Consider the following 17,906-nt stretch of genomic DNA (forward strand, 5'->3'; position numbering starts at 1 on the left):
GGTTCCTGGCAGTTCTTCAAGAGGTAGTCGAGGATGCCTGCGGCGCTCACGCCGCAGGCGTATAATGTTCGCCGATGACTTTGCCACGGAGGCGGGCGGCTTTGGCACCGGCTTGATCGAACTCGAGGACGCCGTCACGCAGGCGGATGATGCGGGTGCAGCGTTCGACCATGCGTTCGTCGTGGGTGACGAAGACGAGGGTTTTGCCCTGGCTGTTGAGGTCGTCGAAGAGATCGAGGATTTCCTGGCCGGACTTGGAGTCGAGATTGCCGGTGGCTTCGTCGGCGAGAATGACGAGCGGGTTGTTGGAAAGCGCACGGGCGATGGCGACGCGCTGCTGCTGGCCGCCGGAGAGTTCGTTGGGCTTGTGATAGAGCCGATGCTCCAAGCCGACCTGCGTGGCGAGGCGCGTGCCGGTTTCAATCATGTCGGCGTCCTTGGCACCGCCGTAGTACATGGGCACGGCGATGTTTTCGATGACGCTGAGCTGCTGGATGAGGTTGTAGCTCTGGAAGATGAAGCCGAGGTTGCGATTGCGGGCCTCGGAGAGGTCGTCGTCATCGAGATGGGCGACGTTCTGGCCGCCGAGATAGTAATCGCCGCTCGTGGGCTGGTCGAGGCAGCCGAGAACGTTCAACAACGTGGATTTGCCGCAGCCGGACGGACCCATGATGCAGACGTATTCACCGGGATAGATGGACAGCGAAACGCCCTGCAACACATGCTGAAGGGTGTCGCCCATCTGATAGCTGCGGTGGATGTCCACCAGCTTGATGATGGGATCGGCCGCTGACATCACGGTTGCGCCACAGCGACAGCTTTTTCCTTGGGCTTCGTCGGTTTGACCGATTTGGCCTTGGGAATGTCACCCGCCGGGCCGGGTCGGGCCGCGTTGTTCAGTTCCACTTCGGATTTTTTCGGCAACGCGAGCGCCACGGCCTCGCCGCCCTTCAAACCGTTGCGCACCTCGATGAACTCGTCGTTGAAGAGTCCGGTGTTGATCTCACGGCGTTCCAGCATGCCACTGTTGCTGATGTAGCAGAAATGGTGGTCCTGTTCGACCTCGACGGACTGGACGGGGACGTAGATCACATCGGCAAGCTGATCGACGATGATTTCGACCTTGGCGTTCATGCCGGGCTTCATCCATGGGTGGTAGCCGTTGATGTGGACGGTGCAGGGATAGACCTTCAAGTTCGGCGTGTAGCGGCTGCTGCTGGAGTCGGGCAGGATGGCGAGTTCAGCGACACGACCATCGAGTTCCTTGCCGGGCTCGGCATCGACACGCACTTTCACCGGCTGGCCGATGTGTACCTTTTTGATCTGCGATTCATGCACGTTCACCCGGGCACCCATCTGGCTCATGTCAGGGATGGTGAGCATCGTCTGCCGCAGGCGCACGGTGGCACCTTCCTCGATGGGGTAGTTGTAGTTGTAGCTGGAGCTGGCGTTCAAATCACCGTAGGCCACCAAGCCGGGCTGGGCGGCTTTGATGACGCAGGCTTTGAGCTGGTGCTCCAACGCTTCGCGCTGGGTGACTTCCATTTCGTAGCGCCGTTTCGCGGTGGAAAATTTCGTCTCCGCCTGCGCCATGCGCGAGCGATTGGAGCGGATGGTGCGCTGCAGTTTGTTCAACGCCTCGCGGTAGGCAGCCACGAGAGTGGAGCACTGCTTGCTGAATTCGTATTTCTTGAAGAGCGCCAGCGCCGTCTCGGCGGTTTTCACGGACAACCCGACCTTCTCAAAGGTCACCTGATCGTTTTCAAGCTGGGCACCGGTGATGAACTGCTTCTGTGCCAGCCGACCGGACGACTCGACCTTCTGCTTGGCCACGGCGAGTTCGGAACGGTGCAGCAGCAGCTCATCCTCCAGTTGCCGCAGTTTCTGCTGCGCCTCGCCATCGCTCAGGGATTTTTGCTCCAGAAACGGCGTGAAGTCGATGCGTTCGCTTTCCGTGATTGCTGCCGGCTTTTTCGCCGCTGAAGGTTTGGCGTTCGCCGCCGCCTTGGGCTTGAGCACATCCGCTGCAACCGGCGTGTTGGCCTGCGTTTCGAGCACGTCCGCATATTTCTCGAAGGCATCCACGTCCTTCGGCAGTCCGGCGGTGGTCAGGATGGCCGCCGTGACCTCACGGCCAAGGTATTTTTCAAAATCCATCAAGGCAAAGATGGCCGTCTGCTTCGTGTCACGCACGAGGCTCTGGTTCTCGCTCTTCTGGATCTCGCGGTTCTCGTCCGCGTCGATGTAGTTGGAAACGGTGGTTTGGAAGTCGATCTCGTGGGTCTGAATCTTGGTTTTGAGGTCGGTGTTGTCGAGTTCGATGAGCACCTTGCCATCTTTCACATCATCCTCGGTGATCAGATAGCCCTCGGGGATGAGGCTGAGGATCTTGGTGGGAATTTCGATCTCGCTCTTCACCTCCGTGTTCTGCAACGCACGGATGTCACCGCCCTGGAGCACGTTGATCTCCAGCGGGCCGCGCTGCACGACGAAGGTTGGCACTTTCTCGGCTTCTGCGGTTCCACGGGACATGAACCACCAGCCGGCCACAGCGAGAACGCTGATGCCTGCCATGATAGTGATCCTTTTGATGGTCTTTCCCTGCTTCATTCTCCTTTGGCTTTCTCCTGGTTCAATACGTCCACCCACGAACCGTCTTTCTCAATGAACAGCACGCCCATGTCGCGCCAGAGCTGCAACCGCACCAGCGTGTGATTGATGGTGGTGGCGACCATGAGATCGCGCGTGGTGTTCATGTCACGCTGGGCATCCACAAGATTGATGGCGGTCCCCTGCCCTTCGGCATTGAACGCTTCCTCCACTTCCAGACGTGCCGTGCTGATCTCCATGCCGCGCTTCGCCAGATCATACTGATTGCGCGCTAGTTGCAGGTCGCGCCAGCCGGTGCGCACCGCGCTGCGCACCTGGTCCTCGGCCAACTCTAGCTCTCGTCGCGCACGCTGCTCGGCGATCATGGCGGCACGCAATGTGTTGCGCTCGGGCTTCTGGTTCAGGTTCAGGTCCGTGTTCAGTCCCATGGTGGTGCCGCGATTGCGTGGCGTGAGCGCAAAATCGTTGCGGTCCGGGTTGTCGAGGATGTTGTAGTTGACCACGGCGTTCACCGTGGGCAGCACCTGCTGTTTGGCGACGAGCACCCGGCGGCTGGTGTCCTCCACCTGATCGCGCGTGTTCCACAAATCCAGGCGTCCCGTCAAGGCGGTAGTGACGGCGTCATCCAGCGTCCCGTCCGGGTCGATGACCTGCAGATCCTTCATGTCCTTGTAGTCCAGCATGATGCGCTCGGTGACCGGCAACCCGAGCTGAATTTTCAGATCATCCAGCGCCTGCTCGTAATTGCGGATGGCCTGCAACCAACTGCGGTTGAACACGAGGCGCTGCTGCGACAGACGGAAGAGCGAGGACTTGGTGCTCGCGTTCTCCTTTTGCATCGCCGTTTCACGTTCCACCACGAAATTGAAAGCGATGAAGCCAAGGTGGGCGTTTTTCGCCGCCTCACGCGACTGGATGGCCCGGAAATACTGCGTGGCCACATCCACGGCGAAGGTTTTGCGATAATGCGCGAAGGAGCGGATGGCGTAGAGCACGCTGCGCTCGCTCTGCGTCAGCACTTCCGAAGCGGAAAGGTAGCCGGCCCCGCTGAGCAGAGGCTGCGTGAGCGAGAACCCGAGCTGCGAGACCGCAGAATCCGCGCCGCCGGTGAAGAACCGCACGAAATTGGTGGTGAGGTTCGTGGCGATGAGCGCGCCGGTGCGTGTCAGCGCCGCAAAACCCAGGCCGCCGGTGTTCGTCAGCGTCGAGGTGCGGACCAGATTGTTCACGCCGCTCTGCACCTTGGTGCTGGCCAGCGTGGAGGAACCGCCACCGGACATGATCGGGCTAAACTGCTGGCGTGTGAGCGTGAGGTTCAGTGCCGCGAGGTAAACCACTTCCTTTTGCAGCAGGTAGTTCCGATTGCGATGCACGCCAAAGTTCAGCGCATCAGCGAGACTCACCACGCGGGAGTTCTCCTCCAGAAAGGCACGCTCGCCGAGGAACTCCACCGTCTTCATGTTCTTGCGCAGCTCCTCCATCCTCACCGGCGGGGGTGGCGTGATGTCGAGAAATGCCTGCCCGGAGTTTGGCACCTTGCTGGCCTTCTTGCGCAGCAGGCCGAAGACCTCCTTGTCCGCCCACTTCTTGTAGTACCCCGTCGTGCAGGCGCTCAAGCCCAAGGCCAGCAGCGTGAGAAACGCGGCGGCAGGCTGGAACAGGCGAGGTTTTGGCATGAGAAATCGGACCGGCATCGGGGTGGTTGGCCGGGAGTGGTTTTTGGGGGCTTGCAATACGCCTTCCTGCGCAATGATCTATCGAAACGATGGCAAAACCTCATTGCCACCAGCGCCGTCGCCGTTACTATCGCTTCCCGCATGTCCGACCTCCCCAAAGTCGCAGAAACAGAAGAACTGCTCAAGCAGTCCTCCGGCTCGCCCCCGACCCGGAAGACGCTCATCGAGAAGCTCGACAATTGGGACGACTGGGCGAGTTGGGACGAGTTCTATCGCACCTACTCCGGTTTCGTCTTCCACGTCGCCCGCAAAACCGGCCTGAGCGATGACGAAGCCAACGACGTGGTGCAGGAGACCTTCATCGGTGTCGCCAAGAACCTGCAGAAGAAGAAATTCGACACCAGCCTCGGCTCCTTCAAGTCCTTCCTCCTCAATCAGGCTCGCTGGCGCATTCTCGATCAATTCCGCCGCCGCAAGAAGCAGCAGAGCCGCGAAGCCAACCTCTACGCCGACGAAACCGAAGATCGCCGCACACCACCAATTGATCGCTGCGCCGATCCCAACGGCGTCGCTCTCGAAAAGCTCTGGGAGAAAGAATGGCAGGACAAAGTCATGGATCTCGCCCTGCGCCGCGTGCGTGCCCTCGTCTCGCCACGCCAGTTCCAGATTTTCTCCTGCTACGTCATCAAAGGCTGGAGCCCCGAACGCGTGAAGAAAGAACTCGGCGTCAACGCCGCCCAGGTCTATCTCGCCAAACATCGCGTCGGCCGCATTCTGAAACGCGAGGCCGCGAAATTGGCCGAGACGGAGCAGTGAGGAGGTCAAGGCTTCGCCGTCAAAGGTCAAGAGAGCCAATCCGGTCACAGCACGATGCTTGACCGCTGAAAGCGCCCGCATCTCCAACACGTAGCCGTCTCATGCGCCGCACTCTCACGCTCCTCCTCGCCGTCTCATCTCTTCACGCCGCCGATCCCGTTCCGCTTTTCATCGAAGGCTATGCCGGACAACGCAGCGTGGCCCAAGGCGAAGAAATCCCGATTCACGTCAGCACCACGGCCGCGAAGTTTGAAATCGAAGTCGCCCGTCTCGGTGCCACGCGTGAGATCGTGTGGAAGAAATCCGACGTGCCCGGTCAGGCGCAGCCCGTGCCGGAAGATGCCTCCGCGAATGGCTGTCGCTGGCCGGAGAGCGTGCGCGTGCCCGTCGGCGCGGATTGGAAGAGCGGCTACTACGAGATCGTGTTCCGTGCGGCTGATGGCGGCGGCAAATGGACGCATCGCGGCAAACGTACGGCGGAAAGCAGCGCCTGGTTCATCGTACGGCAAGCCAAGCCCGGCAGCACCTCAAAGATCCTTTTGCAGCTCTGCTCGAACACCTACAACGCCTACAACAACTGGGGCGGCTTCTCCGTGTATGCCTACAACAGCCTCTCGAACAACCAGGGCCATCGCGTGAGCTTCGAGCGGCCCGGCCCGTCGCAATTCGCACGCTGGGAGCTGCCCTTCGTCATCTGGGCGGAGAAGAACGGCTACGCGCTCGAATTCGCCGCCAATGACGACCTCGAATTCCGCCCGGACATGCTCCAGAGCTACAAGCTCGTGCTCAGCGTCGGCCACGACGAATACTGGAGCACACCGATGCGCGACAATCTCGAAGGCTGGATCGCCAAAGGCGGCAACGTCGCCTTCTTCAGCGGCAACACCTGCTGCTGGCAGGTTCGCAGTGAGAGCGAGGGCCGCGCCTTCACCTGTTGCAAACAGAACTACCACCTCGATCCCGTCTTCCAGACCCGTCAGTTCAAAACACTGAGCACCGCATGGAGTCACCATCTGCTCAAGCGCCCCGAGAACGAACTCACCGGTGTCGGCTTCCTCTGGGGCGGCTACATGCGCAGCCACGGCCAGTTCATGGACGGCGACGCCAGCTACATCGTGCATCGCCCTGACCACTGGATCTACGAAGGCACCGGCCTGAAGCGCGGCGACCGCTTTGGAGCCAAGGACACCATCGTCGGCTACGAGTGCGACGGCTGCGAGCTCGAGTGGCGCGACGGCCTGCCCTTCGCCACGCACAAAGACGGCACGCCGAAGACCTTCGAAGTCCTCGGCACCTGCCCCGTCCGCTGGCATCCCGACGACGTTGAGTGGTATGAGAAATGGGAGATCGGCCGCACCGGCGCCGCCTGCCTCGGCCTCTACACCAATACCAACACCGGCACCGTCTTCACCGCCGCCACCACCGACTGGGCGCATGGCTTGCAGGGGAACGACGCGCATGTCGTGCGCATCACGAAGAATGTGCTGGAGCGGTTGACCAAGTAACGCCGTCCCGCTGGTTGACGCCCGCTCCTGAAGTCAATAAACATGCTGCCATGTCACTCGCCCAGCTCAAACAAGAAGCCGTGGATCTCTCGCCTGCCGAGCAGAGCGAGCTGATCGCCTTTCTGGCCTCGATCCAAGTCGCCGAAGACGATGAACTTCGAGCCGAACTGACCCGCAAGATCGACGACACCACTCCGGCCAACTGGGTGAGTCTGGAGGACCTCCAGAAGCGCTGGGCCAACTGATCCACATGATCGAGTATCGCCTGCTCGTGGAAGTGAGTTTTAACCTGCCTACACGAACGTCGTGACAGACAAAGAGATCATCGATATCCAGTTGGAACAAATCTTTGGGACCAAGTTTCCTCAGAAGATTCAACGACTTGTCGATCAAGAGTTGAACGAAGGGCGATGGGCTGAAGGATATGATTTGGCAGTATCGCAAACTGTTATCGATGGGCATAGTGCTCGCAGATTGCTGGAAATCGTCCTCGCTCAGCGATCCGACTTACGAATCAACCAATCTGAGCTTCATCGAGTGGTTGAATCCGAATTGCCTCAAAGTCTGGGAGCAAACGTTGCATGGATCGTTGACGTGAGCGGTGACTTCGCGCTTACAGACAGTCTTCGCGTGGCCCGTTTTAACCGTGAAACGATGATTTGGCGCAGTCCGAGGATTTCGTTCGATGAAATCGTGTTCGATGAATTGAAGGACGGCAAACTCACGGGGCGCGCATGGCTTGGGTCAAATGAACCCTTGGACTCATCATTTGTCCTCGACTTCGAGTCCGGAGCCCTTCTTGAAGGCCAAATTGTAGGCCCCTAGCATCTTAGAATTGCTTACGTTCCGTGAGGGTTTGGCAGAACGAAGTAGCGAGCGCCATAACTCCCGCATGAAATCCACGCTGCTCCTCCTCGCGCTCACGTCATCGCTTTTCGCCGCGGATCGGCCCGCAGTTACCGTGCCGCGGCAGACGAGCGGGGACACGGCGGTGCAGCCGAAGTGGGAGGAGACGTTGACCATCACCGTCGGCACGAAGGACGCGGACATCGTCGGGAGTGACCAGCGGGCCATCCAAGCGGCGGTGGATCATGTGGTGAGGCTCGGCGGAGGCACGGTTCGCATCCTCGCAGGCTAAGTGGCTCTCATCGAGACATCCTACTCCCCCTCCAAAACACGCTCCAGCGCCTCGGCCTGCTCCTGGAACTTCTTCGGGTTGGACTTCTTGAGTTTGCGGAGGTTGGCGAGCTTCCAGGCGATGGCTGGCATGGCGGACAGATGCGATTGCTTCATCAGGCTCCAGTCCGGCTCGGCATGCACGAGTCCGAGCAGGAACTGACGTTGCTCGTGGGTCAAGCGGTTGGGAATCTCGGTGAAGAGCTTTTCACGCACCTCCAGCAGCTCGGGCAGTGCCACGGTGCCGTCCGCCATGCCGGCGAACTCGTTCACAAACGCCGGCTCGATATTCAGCCGGTTGCCGGACAGCACTTCATGCACGGGCCGGTTGTGCCCGGCGAGGTAGCAGACGAAGCATTCGATCATCTCAGAGGTTAGGCCACCCTCCCGATAGAGGCTGAGGATGTCGAAAAGATCACGCGGGTGCTGCCGGTCCATGGCGGCAACGAGTTTGCTGGCGTAGAGTTCCGCCGTGTGGAGCACGTGGACTGCGAGACCGGTCTGGAAAAGTGCCTGCGCCCTCGGGGCCAGCGGTCGTGTCTCCACCGGCAGCACGGTGCCGCGAAAGACGTGGTTCACCTCCACCTTCACCCGCTGGCGGCCGCGCTGCACAAAGAGCTTCACTTCATTGCCATCACGGGTGGCTCCGATCTCGCAAACGCAGCCGGTTTTCTCGAGCGCCGCCTGCATCCGCTCCATCTGGCCTGAAATCATCACAAACGCCTCCTCCCGCGTGAGCGTGTGATCGCGGACGACCAGATCGAGATCGACGGACAGTCTCGGCATGTCCCGCAGAAACAGATTGATGGCTGTGCCGCCTTTCAGGGCGAAGTGGTCATCCTGAAAGACTTCCGGCACCACGGCAAGCAGCAGGCGGACGGTTTGGACGTAGTCGAGGTTCATCACGATTTAACGATGAGAAGGCTGCCGTCCTTGAGGCGGCGAATCCAGCGCCCCTGGCCGAGCCTGCCAGCGGCGGCCTCACGCGCCGCGCCAGCCCACGGCAGGCCGAGTTCCTCCGCCCACACGACGCAGAGCCGGGCGGCCTTCACCTTCTGGCAGTGGCGCAAAAGCTCGCCCAGCAGCGTCATGCGCGGACTGCGCAGCGCCTCCATGATACCGCGAGCCTCGTCAGTCTCCTGATGAACGCCTACCTCGCTGAGCATTTCGAGCAGCGCCCGCTCCGGGGCCGAAACGAGGGGGCCATCGGCTGATTCGGGCAACGTGGCGAGTCCTTGCTCCTCAGACAGTTCTTCATCAAAAAGCCGGCCCGCATGGTATCGGGCGGGAAACCGCTCATGAAACCAGTCCGGCAATGTCGCCTTTTTCAGCCCATGCAGGCAGATGACCTCACGCGGGGCGAGGTTTTGAACAAAGCCCTGCCATGCCAGCGCCGTCTTTCCGGCCACATGGAGGTTTGGCAGGCTGCGTGCCAAAAACTGGATGCTGGGATCGCGCCGCAATTGATCGCCCGTGAACATGAACACGCCGCGCCCCAGGCGCACGAGCCATCCCGTGATCACATACTCATGCGCCAGCGCCGACGAGATCCCCGCCCGCCCCAGGTCTTCGGTGCTCAAAGGCATCCCTTGGGGCAGGTTGAGTTGTCGGAGATTGATTGCTTTAGGCGTCACAGTTCAAAGATTCCTTGAACTAATCCGCCTAAAGCAAACAAACTCAAGGCGGGTCTTTGGTTTTCATCCACCGGACGAACTGCGGCCTGTCCATGTGACGTTCCCACCACGAACGGCTTTGTCTGACAGCGCGGATCAGGCATAGCAAGCGCTTCCGCCCTGGGTCATTGGGTTTTACCGGCAAACTTGATCCTGTCAGAAAAAACACCTTCTTTTTCTGACAGGATGCAGGTATTATCCAGCCATGAAATCCCTCGAGAATGAAATCCTGAAGCGCCTGCGGGGCCGTGGGCGTGGCACGGCGGCGTGTCCGGCGGACTTTCTGAACCTCGGCAGCCGGGCAGCGGTGGATCAAGTGCTGTCTAGGCTGGTGAAGAAAGGCACGCTGGAGCGTGTGGACCGGGGGGTGTATGCCCTGCCAAAAATAAGCCCTGTGCTGGGCAGGCTCTCGCCGGAGCCGGAGGCGGTGGCGCAGGCCTTGGCACGCCGGGGCGCGCAGCGATTGATACCCGCCGGGGCGCATGCAGCGAACTTGCTGGGCCTGACCACCCAGGTGCCTGCCCGGATCGAATACCTCACCGATGGGCCGCCGTGTCGGGCGATGATCCAAAAGCTGCCCATCATCCTCAAGCGCACCACGACGCTGGCTTGCGGCAGCGTGATGGAGAAGGTGACGGTGCCGTCGGAGTTGGTGCGGACTTCAGGTTCCATGGACAACCTATGCGCCATCTCTAACTGGGAGTACAGTTATAACTTTAGTGACTAACCATAGCTATTAAATCTAATGGGCGGCACACCCGTGATGCAGGAGCGGGAGATGAATTTGGTCACAGCTTGGATCTTCGTGGTGCTACTGCCGTTATCGGTGCTTGGTCGGATGACACCACTGCTGGAGGCAACACAGGCAGTGTTTACATGTATGGTCGAGACGGAACGACTTGGACCGAACGGGGTAAAATCACCGCTCCCGATGCTGCTGATGACGACTACTTTGGCGGCTATTCCGTTGCACTTGATGGAGACACTCTGCTGGTCTCCTCGTATGCGGACGACACGCCGCTCCCCTCCTTTTTCTCCGGCTATGTGGTTTCCGGCCATGGAAGTGTGTATATCTTTCGCCTGAGCGATGTGGAAATCTCTGTCGAGCAACCAGTGGGAACAAACCTGACGGATGGCACTGCCACGATCACGTTCGGAGATCTAAACGTGGGAGGCACAAGCCAGCTAAAGATGTTCACCATTCGCAATTCAGGTCCGACGAGCCTCCTCGGAGTTGCCGCCATCAAGGATTGAGGTAGGGACGGCGCATTGAGTTGCGCCGCCCCTCCCACCGAACCGGACTGGCGGTTCTCCCGCATCCGGCTCTCCAGTCAGTAGTTGGCTGCTTTCCGCAGGCTGATGATTTCAAGTCGGCGGGCGTCTTCCAGGTCGAAGAGCCCGAGCTTGGTAAAGTAGTCGTTGCCCCAGCGGTAGTGATCGCGGCCTCGCCCGCGCCCCTCGCCCCCTGCCCTCTTGCGCAGGATGCTTCGCAGCCGTCCGCGTATCCATTGATCCACATCGCGCAGCGCTCCTGCGCTGGCGTGTTTGAAGTAATTGAAGAACCCTTGCAACTTGGGCCGCAGCATGTCCGCGATTTCCTCCAGGCTGTGCCCGTTGGCTCGCTTGGTGAGCGGCTTGATTGCTTCGCGTAGCTTCTTCTTGCTCTTGGGTCGAATGAACCGGCGGATGCTGCCGCTGGTTTTGCCGCGCCAGAACCTGAACCCCAGGAAGTCAAAATGCGCCTTGGGTTGCCCCATATCGACGATTTTGGTTTTCTCAGGATGCAGGGTCAGCTCGGCTTGGGCGCTCCATTCACGCAAGGTTTGCAGCACGGTTGCGGCGGCTTCGGCGCTTGGACATAGGATCACCATGTCGTCGGCATACCTGACCATTTCGTGTCCGAGTTTGCTCATCAGATGATCCAATGGGTTGAGGTAGATGTTCGCCAGCAGCGGACTGATGACGCCGCCTTGCGGCGTGCCTTCGTCGTGTTCTTCCGGGTCGATCCAGCCCATTGGCTCCATGATGCCTTGTTTGAGGAAGCTTTCGATCAGCGTGAGCACGCGCCCATCGGCGATGCGCTCGCGCACCAGCGCCATGAGGCGCTCATGCGGGATGCTGTCGAAGTAGCCCTTGATGTCCACATCCACCACATGGACGAGTCCGCTTTGCAGCAGTTCGTCCACGCGGCGAAGGGCATCCTTGCAACCACGTCCGGGTCTAAATCCATAACTATGCTCGGCAAACTCGCGCTCAAAGATCGGCTCGATGGCCATTCTCGTCGCGGTCTGCACGATGCGATCACGCACCGTTGGTATGCCCAACGGTCGCTTCTCACTGCTGCCTAGCTTCGGGATCATGACCCGTTTCACTGGCTTGGGTTGGTAGGTGCCTTCGCGTAGGTGCTCATTCACGTCGAGCAGACGATTTTGACTGTCTGTTGCGAAGTGCTCCACCGTGATGCAATCCACGCCGCAGGCCCCTGCGTTAGACTGCACCTTTGCCCATGCCAGTTCGAGGGGCTTCGTCGCATAAATTTTGTCGATGAGACTGAACCACACGTTTGATGTCGCCTCCGCTCCACCCCTGCGGGGCAGCCTGCGGCTGTCTGTCTCACTCCGTTCGGCTCCTTTAACCCCTCCTTCGAGGGCCATCAGCATCTTCTCGCTCCAGACTCCGCGTTGGGCCTTGTGGCGTTGCCACAGACTTTCTTCTGCTTGTTTATCCGTTGCCGGAACATGCGCAGATCGTGCTTCGCCTTGTCCTTCGCTCGAAGGTTCTACTTTCCTACCGCCGTTGATTCGCTCTCGCTCACCCCTTCGGGGCAGTTCGTTCCTCACTGTCTGTCTCGCTGCTGCTCGGCTCGCTCCACCGGAGTTACCCGGCTTCGACGCTACTATGGCGGCTCTGACTCCTGCCGAGGTTGGTCTTGCGACCGCCTGCCTCGACAGGTCTCCTGTGTTAACGCCACCACCCTTGCCTGGCATACCGCCACCAACCACCCCAACATCCTCCAGGACGAGTTCCGTATCTCGCCGTCCTGGACTGCCGCTCATCGCAGCAGGGCTTCGCCGGTACCTCGCAGGCTCGCCGATCTGTTGTGGCCGAATCGTGTTCATTTGTATTGCGGTCTGTCAGGTTCTTTTGGTTGCTCTCCACCCCGCCTCACGGCGACGCAGTTACTTTAAGTTCTCACCCGGAACACGGTTCCAGATGGCCGAGGTATTCCACCTCGGAGGGTTGTGGCGCTCCACAGCGCACGAGCTTCAAGCCGCTGGCTGCGCCGATTTCTAATTCTATCGACGGCTTCATCAGCGCTAAGCTCAAAGAGCATGGACTCACGATGTCGCCGGAGGCTGAGCCCGCCGCGTGGCTGCGGCGCGTTTCTTTTGATCTTACCGGCCTGCCGCCAACGCCGGAGGAAGTTGCCGCATTTCATGAGTCCTATAAGTCACATGGGATCCATGAGTCCTATTCCTCAGTCGTCGAACGCCTGCTAGCATCCCCCCGCTACGGCGAGCGCTATGCCCAGCACTGGCTGGATGTCGTGCGCTACGCGGACACGCACGGCTTTGAAGTAAACACCGAGCGCCCCAACGCCTGGCCTTACCGCGACTACGTCATCAATGCCTTCAACAACGACACGCCGTATGATCGCTTCATCAAAGAGCAGTTCGTCGGCGATGCGATGGGCCAGGACGCCGCCACCGGCTTTCTCGTCACCGCGTCCGTGCTGCTGCCGGGCCAAATCGGCAAAGACGATCAATCCAAGCGCCTCGCACGGCAGGATTCCATCGACGAGATCGTCGTAAACATCGGCCAGACCTTCCTCGGCCTCAGCATCGGCTGCGCGCGCTGCCACGATCACAAATTCGACCCCATCACGGCCAAAGATTACTACGCCATGCAGGCCTTCGTCGCCGGTGTCGAGTATGGCGACCGCGATCTGCACACGCCAGAAGCCGAGGCCGCCCGTGCGGAAGCTGCGCGACTCAAACTGCGCCTCGCCGAGATCGACAAAGAACTCGCCCGCTTCGTGCCCCTGGTGAAATCCGGTGCCGAGCGCCCCATGATCAATGCCCGTGAAAATGCGGACCGTTTTGCGCCGATGAAGGCCAAGCGAGTGCGCTTCACCATCAAGGCCACGAACAATCTGGAGCCTTGCATTGATGAACTCGAAGTCTTCAACACCAGTGGTGAAAACGTCGCGCTCGCCACCGCAGGCACGCTGCGTAAATCCGGCGGCGACATCGGTGTCGCCGAACGCCACGAGCTGCGCTTCATCAACGATGGCCGCTACGGCAACGGTCGCAGTTGGATGGCCGCCGAGAAAGGCAAAGGCTGGGTCGAGCTGGAGTTCACGCAGGAGCAAACCGTCGAACGCATCGTCTGGGGCCGTGATCGCGAGGGCAAATTCACCGACCGCCTCGCCATCGACTATCAAATCGAGATCAGCGACAGCGCAGGCCAATGGCACACCGTCGCCGATGCGAGTGATCGTCGGAAATTCAACCCCAAGGACAAAAAGGAGGCAAAGCCAACGCTCAGCGGCCTCAGCTCGGATGAAGCCAAGCACGCCAAGCCGCTCATCCAGGAAAAAGCCGACATCGAAGCCAGGATCAAAGCTGCTGGGAACGCGCAAAAAGTTTTCGCCGGCACCTTCCGCACGCCCGACAACATTCATCTCCTCAATCGCGGCGACCCCGAGCAACCGAAGGATGAAATCACTCCTGCCGTGCTCAGCGCTCTCGGTGATTTGAAGCTGCCAAAGGAATCTGCCGAGCAACAACGCCGCCAAACCCTTGCTGAGTGGATTGCGAGACCGCAGAACCCTCTGACTGCTCGCGTCATGGTCAATCGCCTCTGGCAAGGCCACTTCGGCACCGGACTCGTGTCCACACCCAGTGATTTCGGCCACATGGGCATGAAACCCAGCCATCCCGAACTCCTCGACTGGCTCGCGGCTGAGTTCATTCGTAGCGGCTGGAGCGTGAAGCACATGCACCGGCTCATCGTGCTGAGCGCGGCGTATCGGCAGAGCAGCCGTATTTATGATTTACGATTTATGACTTATGATTTGGCCGCCAAAGCGAAGCCTGATTCTGAAATCATAAATCATAAATCAAGAATCATAAATTCCCCCGCCAACACCATTGATGCCGAATCGAGGCTCCTCTGGCGCTTTCCCTCCCGCCGCCTCGAAGCCGAATCCATCCGCGACTCGATTCTCGCCGTCAGCGGCCAGCTCAATCTCAAGATGCATGGCCGCGGCTTCAATCTTTTCGATCAACGCGGTGGCCTCAGCGGCTTCGATCCCATCGAGACCTTCACGCCCGACAATCAGCGCCGCATGATCTACGCCCACAAAGTCCGCCGCGAGCCCGAAACCGTCTTCGGTGCCTTCGACTGCCCGGATGCTGGCCAAAGCGCCGCCATCCGCCGCGCCAGCACGACCCCCATCCAAGCGCTCAACCTCTTCAACAGCCTCTTCACCCTCGCCCAAGCCGAAGCCTTCGCGTCACGAGTGAGAAAGGAAGCTGGTGATGATCCCACCAAGCAAATCAATCGCGCTTACCAACTCGCCCTCAGTCGAGAACCCACAGCAGATGAGTTGAGCGACACGGAACCCATCATTCGCAAGCATGGCATCGCCACGCTTTGCCGTGCGCTGTTTAACTCGAACGAGTTTCTTTTTGTCCCCTAGTTGCATCCCTCATTGGCCGGACCGCGTGAGTGGAGATAGGATGAGTCTTCATGGAAAGAGACTCATTGGAACCACCCTACCTGCACGGAGGACCGCTTGGCCACGCCGCATTCAAGACGCAGCCGGAAGACTTCGTCGTGGAAGAGTTGCTCGGCTTTGAGCCTTCGGGCGTGGGCGAGCATTGCCTGGTGTGGGTGGAAAAACGGGATCTGGACAGCAACGCGGCCGGTGCGCGGCTGGCGGATGCGCTGGGACTGCGGCGGCGGCTGGTAAGTCACTGCGGCCTCAAAGATCGTCATGCGGTGACGCGGCAGTGGTTCAGTCTTCACATGCCAGGACAGCCTTCACCGGAACCAGCGGGGCTGGAATCAGAAGGCCTGCGCGTGCTGCGAGTCACGCGTAACACGCGCAAACTTCGGCGCGGCATCCACCTCGGTAATCGCTTCACCATTCGACTGCGGAATCCTGACTTCGACGCAGCGGCTGCCGAGGCACGCTGGAGCCTGATCGCGAGTGTCGGCGCACCGAACGTCTTCGGCAGTCAGCGCTTCGGCAACGAAGGCCGCAATGTGGAGAAGGCGCTGGCCATGTTTCGCGGTGAATTCACTCCTGGCGACCGGCTGCTGCGCGGACTGCTTCTTTCAGCGGCGCGCAGTCATTTGTTCAACGCGGTGGTGGCTGAGCGCTTGACGCGTGGCTGTTGGGACCGGGCTCTACCGGGCGAGGTGTTTGGCTTTCCCGACAACGGCACCTTGCTGCTCATCGAGAATCAGCGTGGTGACGAGATGCAGCGGTTCGCCGATGGAAAAGTGGAAATCACGGCACCGCTTTGGGGCAATGGCGAGTTGCACAGCGCCGGTGAGGTCCGTGATCTGGAGATGGCGGTGATGGCACGCTTCCCCGAACTCACCGCCGGGCTGGAAGCCGCAGGATTGCGCCAGGAGCGACGCGTCATGCGCCTGCGACCGATGAATCCCGATTTCGTGATCTTGGCAGGCGGTGATCTGCAACTGAGCTTCGATCTGCCACGCGGGTCTTACGCCACAGCCGTGCTGCGGGAACTGGCGGTGCTCGACGAGCCTTCGACGGCGAAAACTTCGTAAAATATAGCCATCCAGCGGAGATTATCATTCGCCGACTCCATGATGCCGCTCCCCGAACACCTCTCGCCCGCAGCTCACGCCCTGCTCGATCGTCGTCGCTTCCTTTCGAGCAGCGCCACGGCGCTCGGCTCCATCGCGCTGACGCGGCTGCTGGCGGCAGATGGGATGCTGATCGACCCCGCACGCCCATATGCGCCGAGGCAGCCACATTTCCCGGCGAAGGCGAAGAACGTCATCGTCATCTTCTGCGCCGGTGCAGTGAGCCAACTCGAAACTTGGGACTACAAGCCAGAGCTGATCAAGTGGGACGACAAACCACTGCCCGGCGGGCCAGCAGTGACCTTTCAAGGCCCTGCGGGCAATCTGGCGCGACCGCAGTATGCCTTCCGTCCACGCGGCCAAACCGGCAAGTGGGTCAGCGACATGATCCCGCATCTCGCGGAACTGACGGATGACTTCGCGTTCGTGCATTCGCTCACGAGCAAATCCAACACGCATGGCCCGGCGGAGAACTTCCTCTCCACCGGCTTCGTGCTCGATGGCTTCCCAAGTCTCGGCTCGTGGACAACGTATGCGCTGGGCAGCGAGAACCAGGATCTGCCGTCCTACGTTGCCATTCCCGATCCACGCGGCGTGCCGCAGAATGGCGCGAACAACTGGGGGCCGGGGTTCCTGCCAGCCGCCTTCCAAGGCACGACGATGAGTTCCAAAAATCCCGTGCGACATCTCGCCGCGCCCGGAGTCTCCGCACAGGCCGATCAAGCCGCGCGTTCACTGCTCCAGCGCATGAACGCCCGGCATCTGGAAGCCAATCCAGGCGATGGGAAACTCGCCGCACGCATCGCCAGCTACGAACTCGCCGCGCGCATGCAACTCAGCGTGCCGGAGATCAACGATCTCAGCACCGAACCCGCGCACATCCTGAAACTCTACGGCGCAGACGACACGCAGAATGCCGACAAAGCCGCGTTCGCGAAGAACTGCATCCTCGCGCGTCGCTTGATCGAGCGCGGCGTGCGCTGCGTGCAGCTTTTCAACGGTGCCTATGCCAGCGGCGGCAAACTCAACTGGGACGGCCACAGCGATCTCAAGGGGCAATACGACGTACATGCTTCGATCCTCGACCAACCTGCCGCCGCCTTGATTCGCGATTTGAAACAACGCGGCCTGCTTCAAGACACGCTCGTCGTCTGGTGTACCGAATTTGGCCGCATGCCGTTCTTCCAAAAAGGCGCGAAGGGACGCGATCACAATCCTGACGGCTTCACCTGCTGGATGACCGGCGCAGGCGTGAAGCCCGGCGTGAGCTGTGGCGAGACGGATGAACTCGGCCAGAAGGCCGTGCAGGACATCCATCCGCTCTACGACTTCAACGCCACCATCCTCCACCTCCTCGGCCTCGATCACGAGCGCCTCACCTTCGAGCACAACGGCGTGCAGCGCCGCCTCACCAACGTGGAGGGGCATGTGATCCGCGACATGCTGGCGTGACCGCTGCGCGGAATGACGAATGCAGAATCAATGTCGTTAAGTTAAGGCAGAGGCAAGACAAAGGGATTGAAAAGCCGGGATGATGGGCCAGATAGAGAAGCGCTGGAAGCCTTGATTTCAGGGGATTCGAGCGACTATAACCACCATGGACC

16 protein-coding genes and 1 pseudogene are annotated in these 17,906 nt (G+C 60.2%); 11 read left to right on the forward strand and 6 right to left on the reverse strand.

From position 1 onward, the window contains the following. Positions 1-46 precede the first annotated feature (46 nt). From ACKVY0_RS07570 to ACKVY0_RS07580, 3 genes are read right to left on the reverse strand one after another with little or no spacing between them, the layout of a single operon-like run. Positions 47-796 carry an ABC transporter ATP-binding protein gene (locus ACKVY0_RS07570; RefSeq protein WP_409214194.1) on the reverse strand — a complete coding sequence of 250 codons (750 nt, stop codon included), beginning with the start codon at positions 794-796 and terminating at the stop codon, positions 47-49. Next, a complete protein-coding gene (locus ACKVY0_RS07575; RefSeq protein ID WP_409214195.1) occupies positions 796-2,574 on the reverse strand; it encodes an efflux RND transporter periplasmic adaptor subunit in 1,779 nt (592 codons plus the stop codon). Before ACKVY0_RS07575 ends, ACKVY0_RS07570 begins: the two co-directional genes overlap by 1 nt. 32 nt (positions 2,575-2,606) lie before the next feature. Next, positions 2,607-4,286: a TolC family protein gene (locus ACKVY0_RS07580; RefSeq protein WP_409214196.1), complete on the reverse strand. Its 1,680-nt coding sequence runs from the start codon at positions 4,284-4,286 to the stop codon at positions 2,607-2,609. 141 nt (positions 4,287-4,427) lie between these two features. On the opposite strand from ACKVY0_RS07580, the gene ACKVY0_RS07585 reads away from it, so the two are divergent. The 5 genes from ACKVY0_RS07585 to ACKVY0_RS07605 all read left to right on the forward strand — a co-directional run bounded on the left by ACKVY0_RS07585 (position 4,428) and on the right by ACKVY0_RS07605 (position 7,745). After that, positions 4,428-5,102 (forward strand): sigma-70 family RNA polymerase sigma factor, encoded by a 675-nt coding sequence (locus tag ACKVY0_RS07585; protein WP_409214197.1) that lies wholly within the window; start codon positions 4,428-4,430, stop codon positions 5,100-5,102. Positions 5,103-5,203: 101 nt separating this feature from the next. Beyond that, entirely contained in the window at positions 5,204-6,607 is a 1,404-nt protein-coding gene (locus ACKVY0_RS07590; protein WP_409214198.1) for a N,N-dimethylformamidase beta subunit family domain-containing protein, read from the forward strand. A 50-nt stretch (positions 6,608-6,657) separates the two neighbouring features. Then, complete coding sequence (locus ACKVY0_RS07595; RefSeq protein WP_409214199.1) at positions 6,658-6,852, forward strand: hypothetical protein; 195 nt, start codon at positions 6,658-6,660, stop codon at positions 6,850-6,852. Positions 6,853-6,913: 61 nt separating this feature from the next. Next, positions 6,914-7,432: a hypothetical protein gene (locus ACKVY0_RS07600; RefSeq protein ID WP_409214200.1), complete on the forward strand. Its 519-nt coding sequence runs from the start codon at positions 6,914-6,916 to the stop codon at positions 7,430-7,432. Between the two features lie 67 nt (positions 7,433-7,499). Continuing rightward, on the forward strand, positions 7,500-7,745 hold the full coding sequence (locus tag ACKVY0_RS07605) for a hypothetical protein (protein ID WP_409214201.1): 246 nt from the start codon (positions 7,500-7,502) through the stop codon (positions 7,743-7,745). 20 nt (positions 7,746-7,765) lie between these two features. Here ACKVY0_RS07605 and ACKVY0_RS07610 read toward each other — a convergent pair whose 3' ends face one another. Further along, positions 7,766-8,686: a nucleotidyl transferase AbiEii/AbiGii toxin family protein gene (locus ACKVY0_RS07610; RefSeq protein ID WP_409214202.1), complete on the reverse strand. Its 921-nt coding sequence runs from the start codon at positions 8,684-8,686 to the stop codon at positions 7,766-7,768. Continuing rightward, a complete protein-coding gene (locus tag ACKVY0_RS07615; RefSeq protein ID WP_409214203.1) occupies positions 8,686-9,417 on the reverse strand; it encodes a type IV toxin-antitoxin system AbiEi family antitoxin domain-containing protein in 732 nt (243 codons plus the stop codon). The genes ACKVY0_RS07610 and ACKVY0_RS07615 overlap by 1 nt, the downstream gene beginning before the upstream one ends. Before the next feature lie 244 nt (positions 9,418-9,661). On the opposite strand from ACKVY0_RS07615, the gene ACKVY0_RS07620 reads away from it, so the two are divergent. The 3 genes and pseudogenes from ACKVY0_RS07620 to ACKVY0_RS07630 all read left to right on the forward strand — a co-directional run bounded on the left by ACKVY0_RS07620 (position 9,662) and on the right by ACKVY0_RS07630 (position 10,710). After that, on the forward strand, positions 9,662-10,183 hold the full coding sequence (locus ACKVY0_RS07620) for a DUF6088 family protein (RefSeq protein WP_409214204.1): 522 nt from the start codon (positions 9,662-9,664) through the stop codon (positions 10,181-10,183). An 8-nt stretch (positions 10,184-10,191) separates the two neighbouring features. Beyond that, positions 10,192-10,326, forward strand: a pseudogene (locus tag ACKVY0_RS07625) (hypothetical protein); the annotation flags it as partial. Positions 10,327-10,332: 6 nt separating this feature from the next. Further along, a complete protein-coding gene (locus ACKVY0_RS07630) occupies positions 10,333-10,710 on the forward strand; it encodes an FG-GAP repeat protein (RefSeq protein ID WP_409214205.1) in 378 nt (125 codons plus the stop codon). A 77-nt stretch (positions 10,711-10,787) separates the two neighbouring features. On the opposite strand, the gene ltrA is transcribed toward ACKVY0_RS07630, so the two are convergent. After that, positions 10,788-12,017 (reverse strand): group II intron reverse transcriptase/maturase, encoded by a 1,230-nt coding sequence (gene ltrA / locus ACKVY0_RS07635; protein WP_409214206.1) that lies wholly within the window; start codon positions 12,015-12,017, stop codon positions 10,788-10,790. A gap of 539 nt (positions 12,018-12,556) precedes the next feature. Here ltrA and ACKVY0_RS07640 point away from each other — a divergent pair. From ACKVY0_RS07640 to ACKVY0_RS07650, 3 genes are read left to right on the forward strand one after another with little or no spacing between them, the layout of a single operon-like run. Beyond that, positions 12,557-15,160, forward strand: a complete 2,604-nt coding sequence (locus ACKVY0_RS07640) for a DUF1549 and DUF1553 domain-containing protein (protein ID WP_409214207.1) — start codon at positions 12,557-12,559, stop codon at positions 15,158-15,160. Positions 15,161-15,210: 50 nt separating this feature from the next. After that, on the forward strand, positions 15,211-16,263 hold the full coding sequence (gene truD, locus ACKVY0_RS07645) for a tRNA pseudouridine(13) synthase TruD (RefSeq protein WP_409214208.1): 1,053 nt from the start codon (positions 15,211-15,213) through the stop codon (positions 16,261-16,263). 39 nt (positions 16,264-16,302) lie between these two features. Then, positions 16,303-17,754: a DUF1501 domain-containing protein gene (locus tag ACKVY0_RS07650; RefSeq protein ID WP_409214209.1), complete on the forward strand. Its 1,452-nt coding sequence runs from the start codon at positions 16,303-16,305 to the stop codon at positions 17,752-17,754. Positions 17,755-17,906: the final 152 nt, after the last annotated feature.

It is taken from the genome of Prosthecobacter sp. (assembly GCF_046154365.1).
In the GTDB taxonomy this organism is placed as follows: domain Bacteria; phylum Verrucomicrobiota; class Verrucomicrobiia; order Verrucomicrobiales; family Verrucomicrobiaceae; genus Prosthecobacter.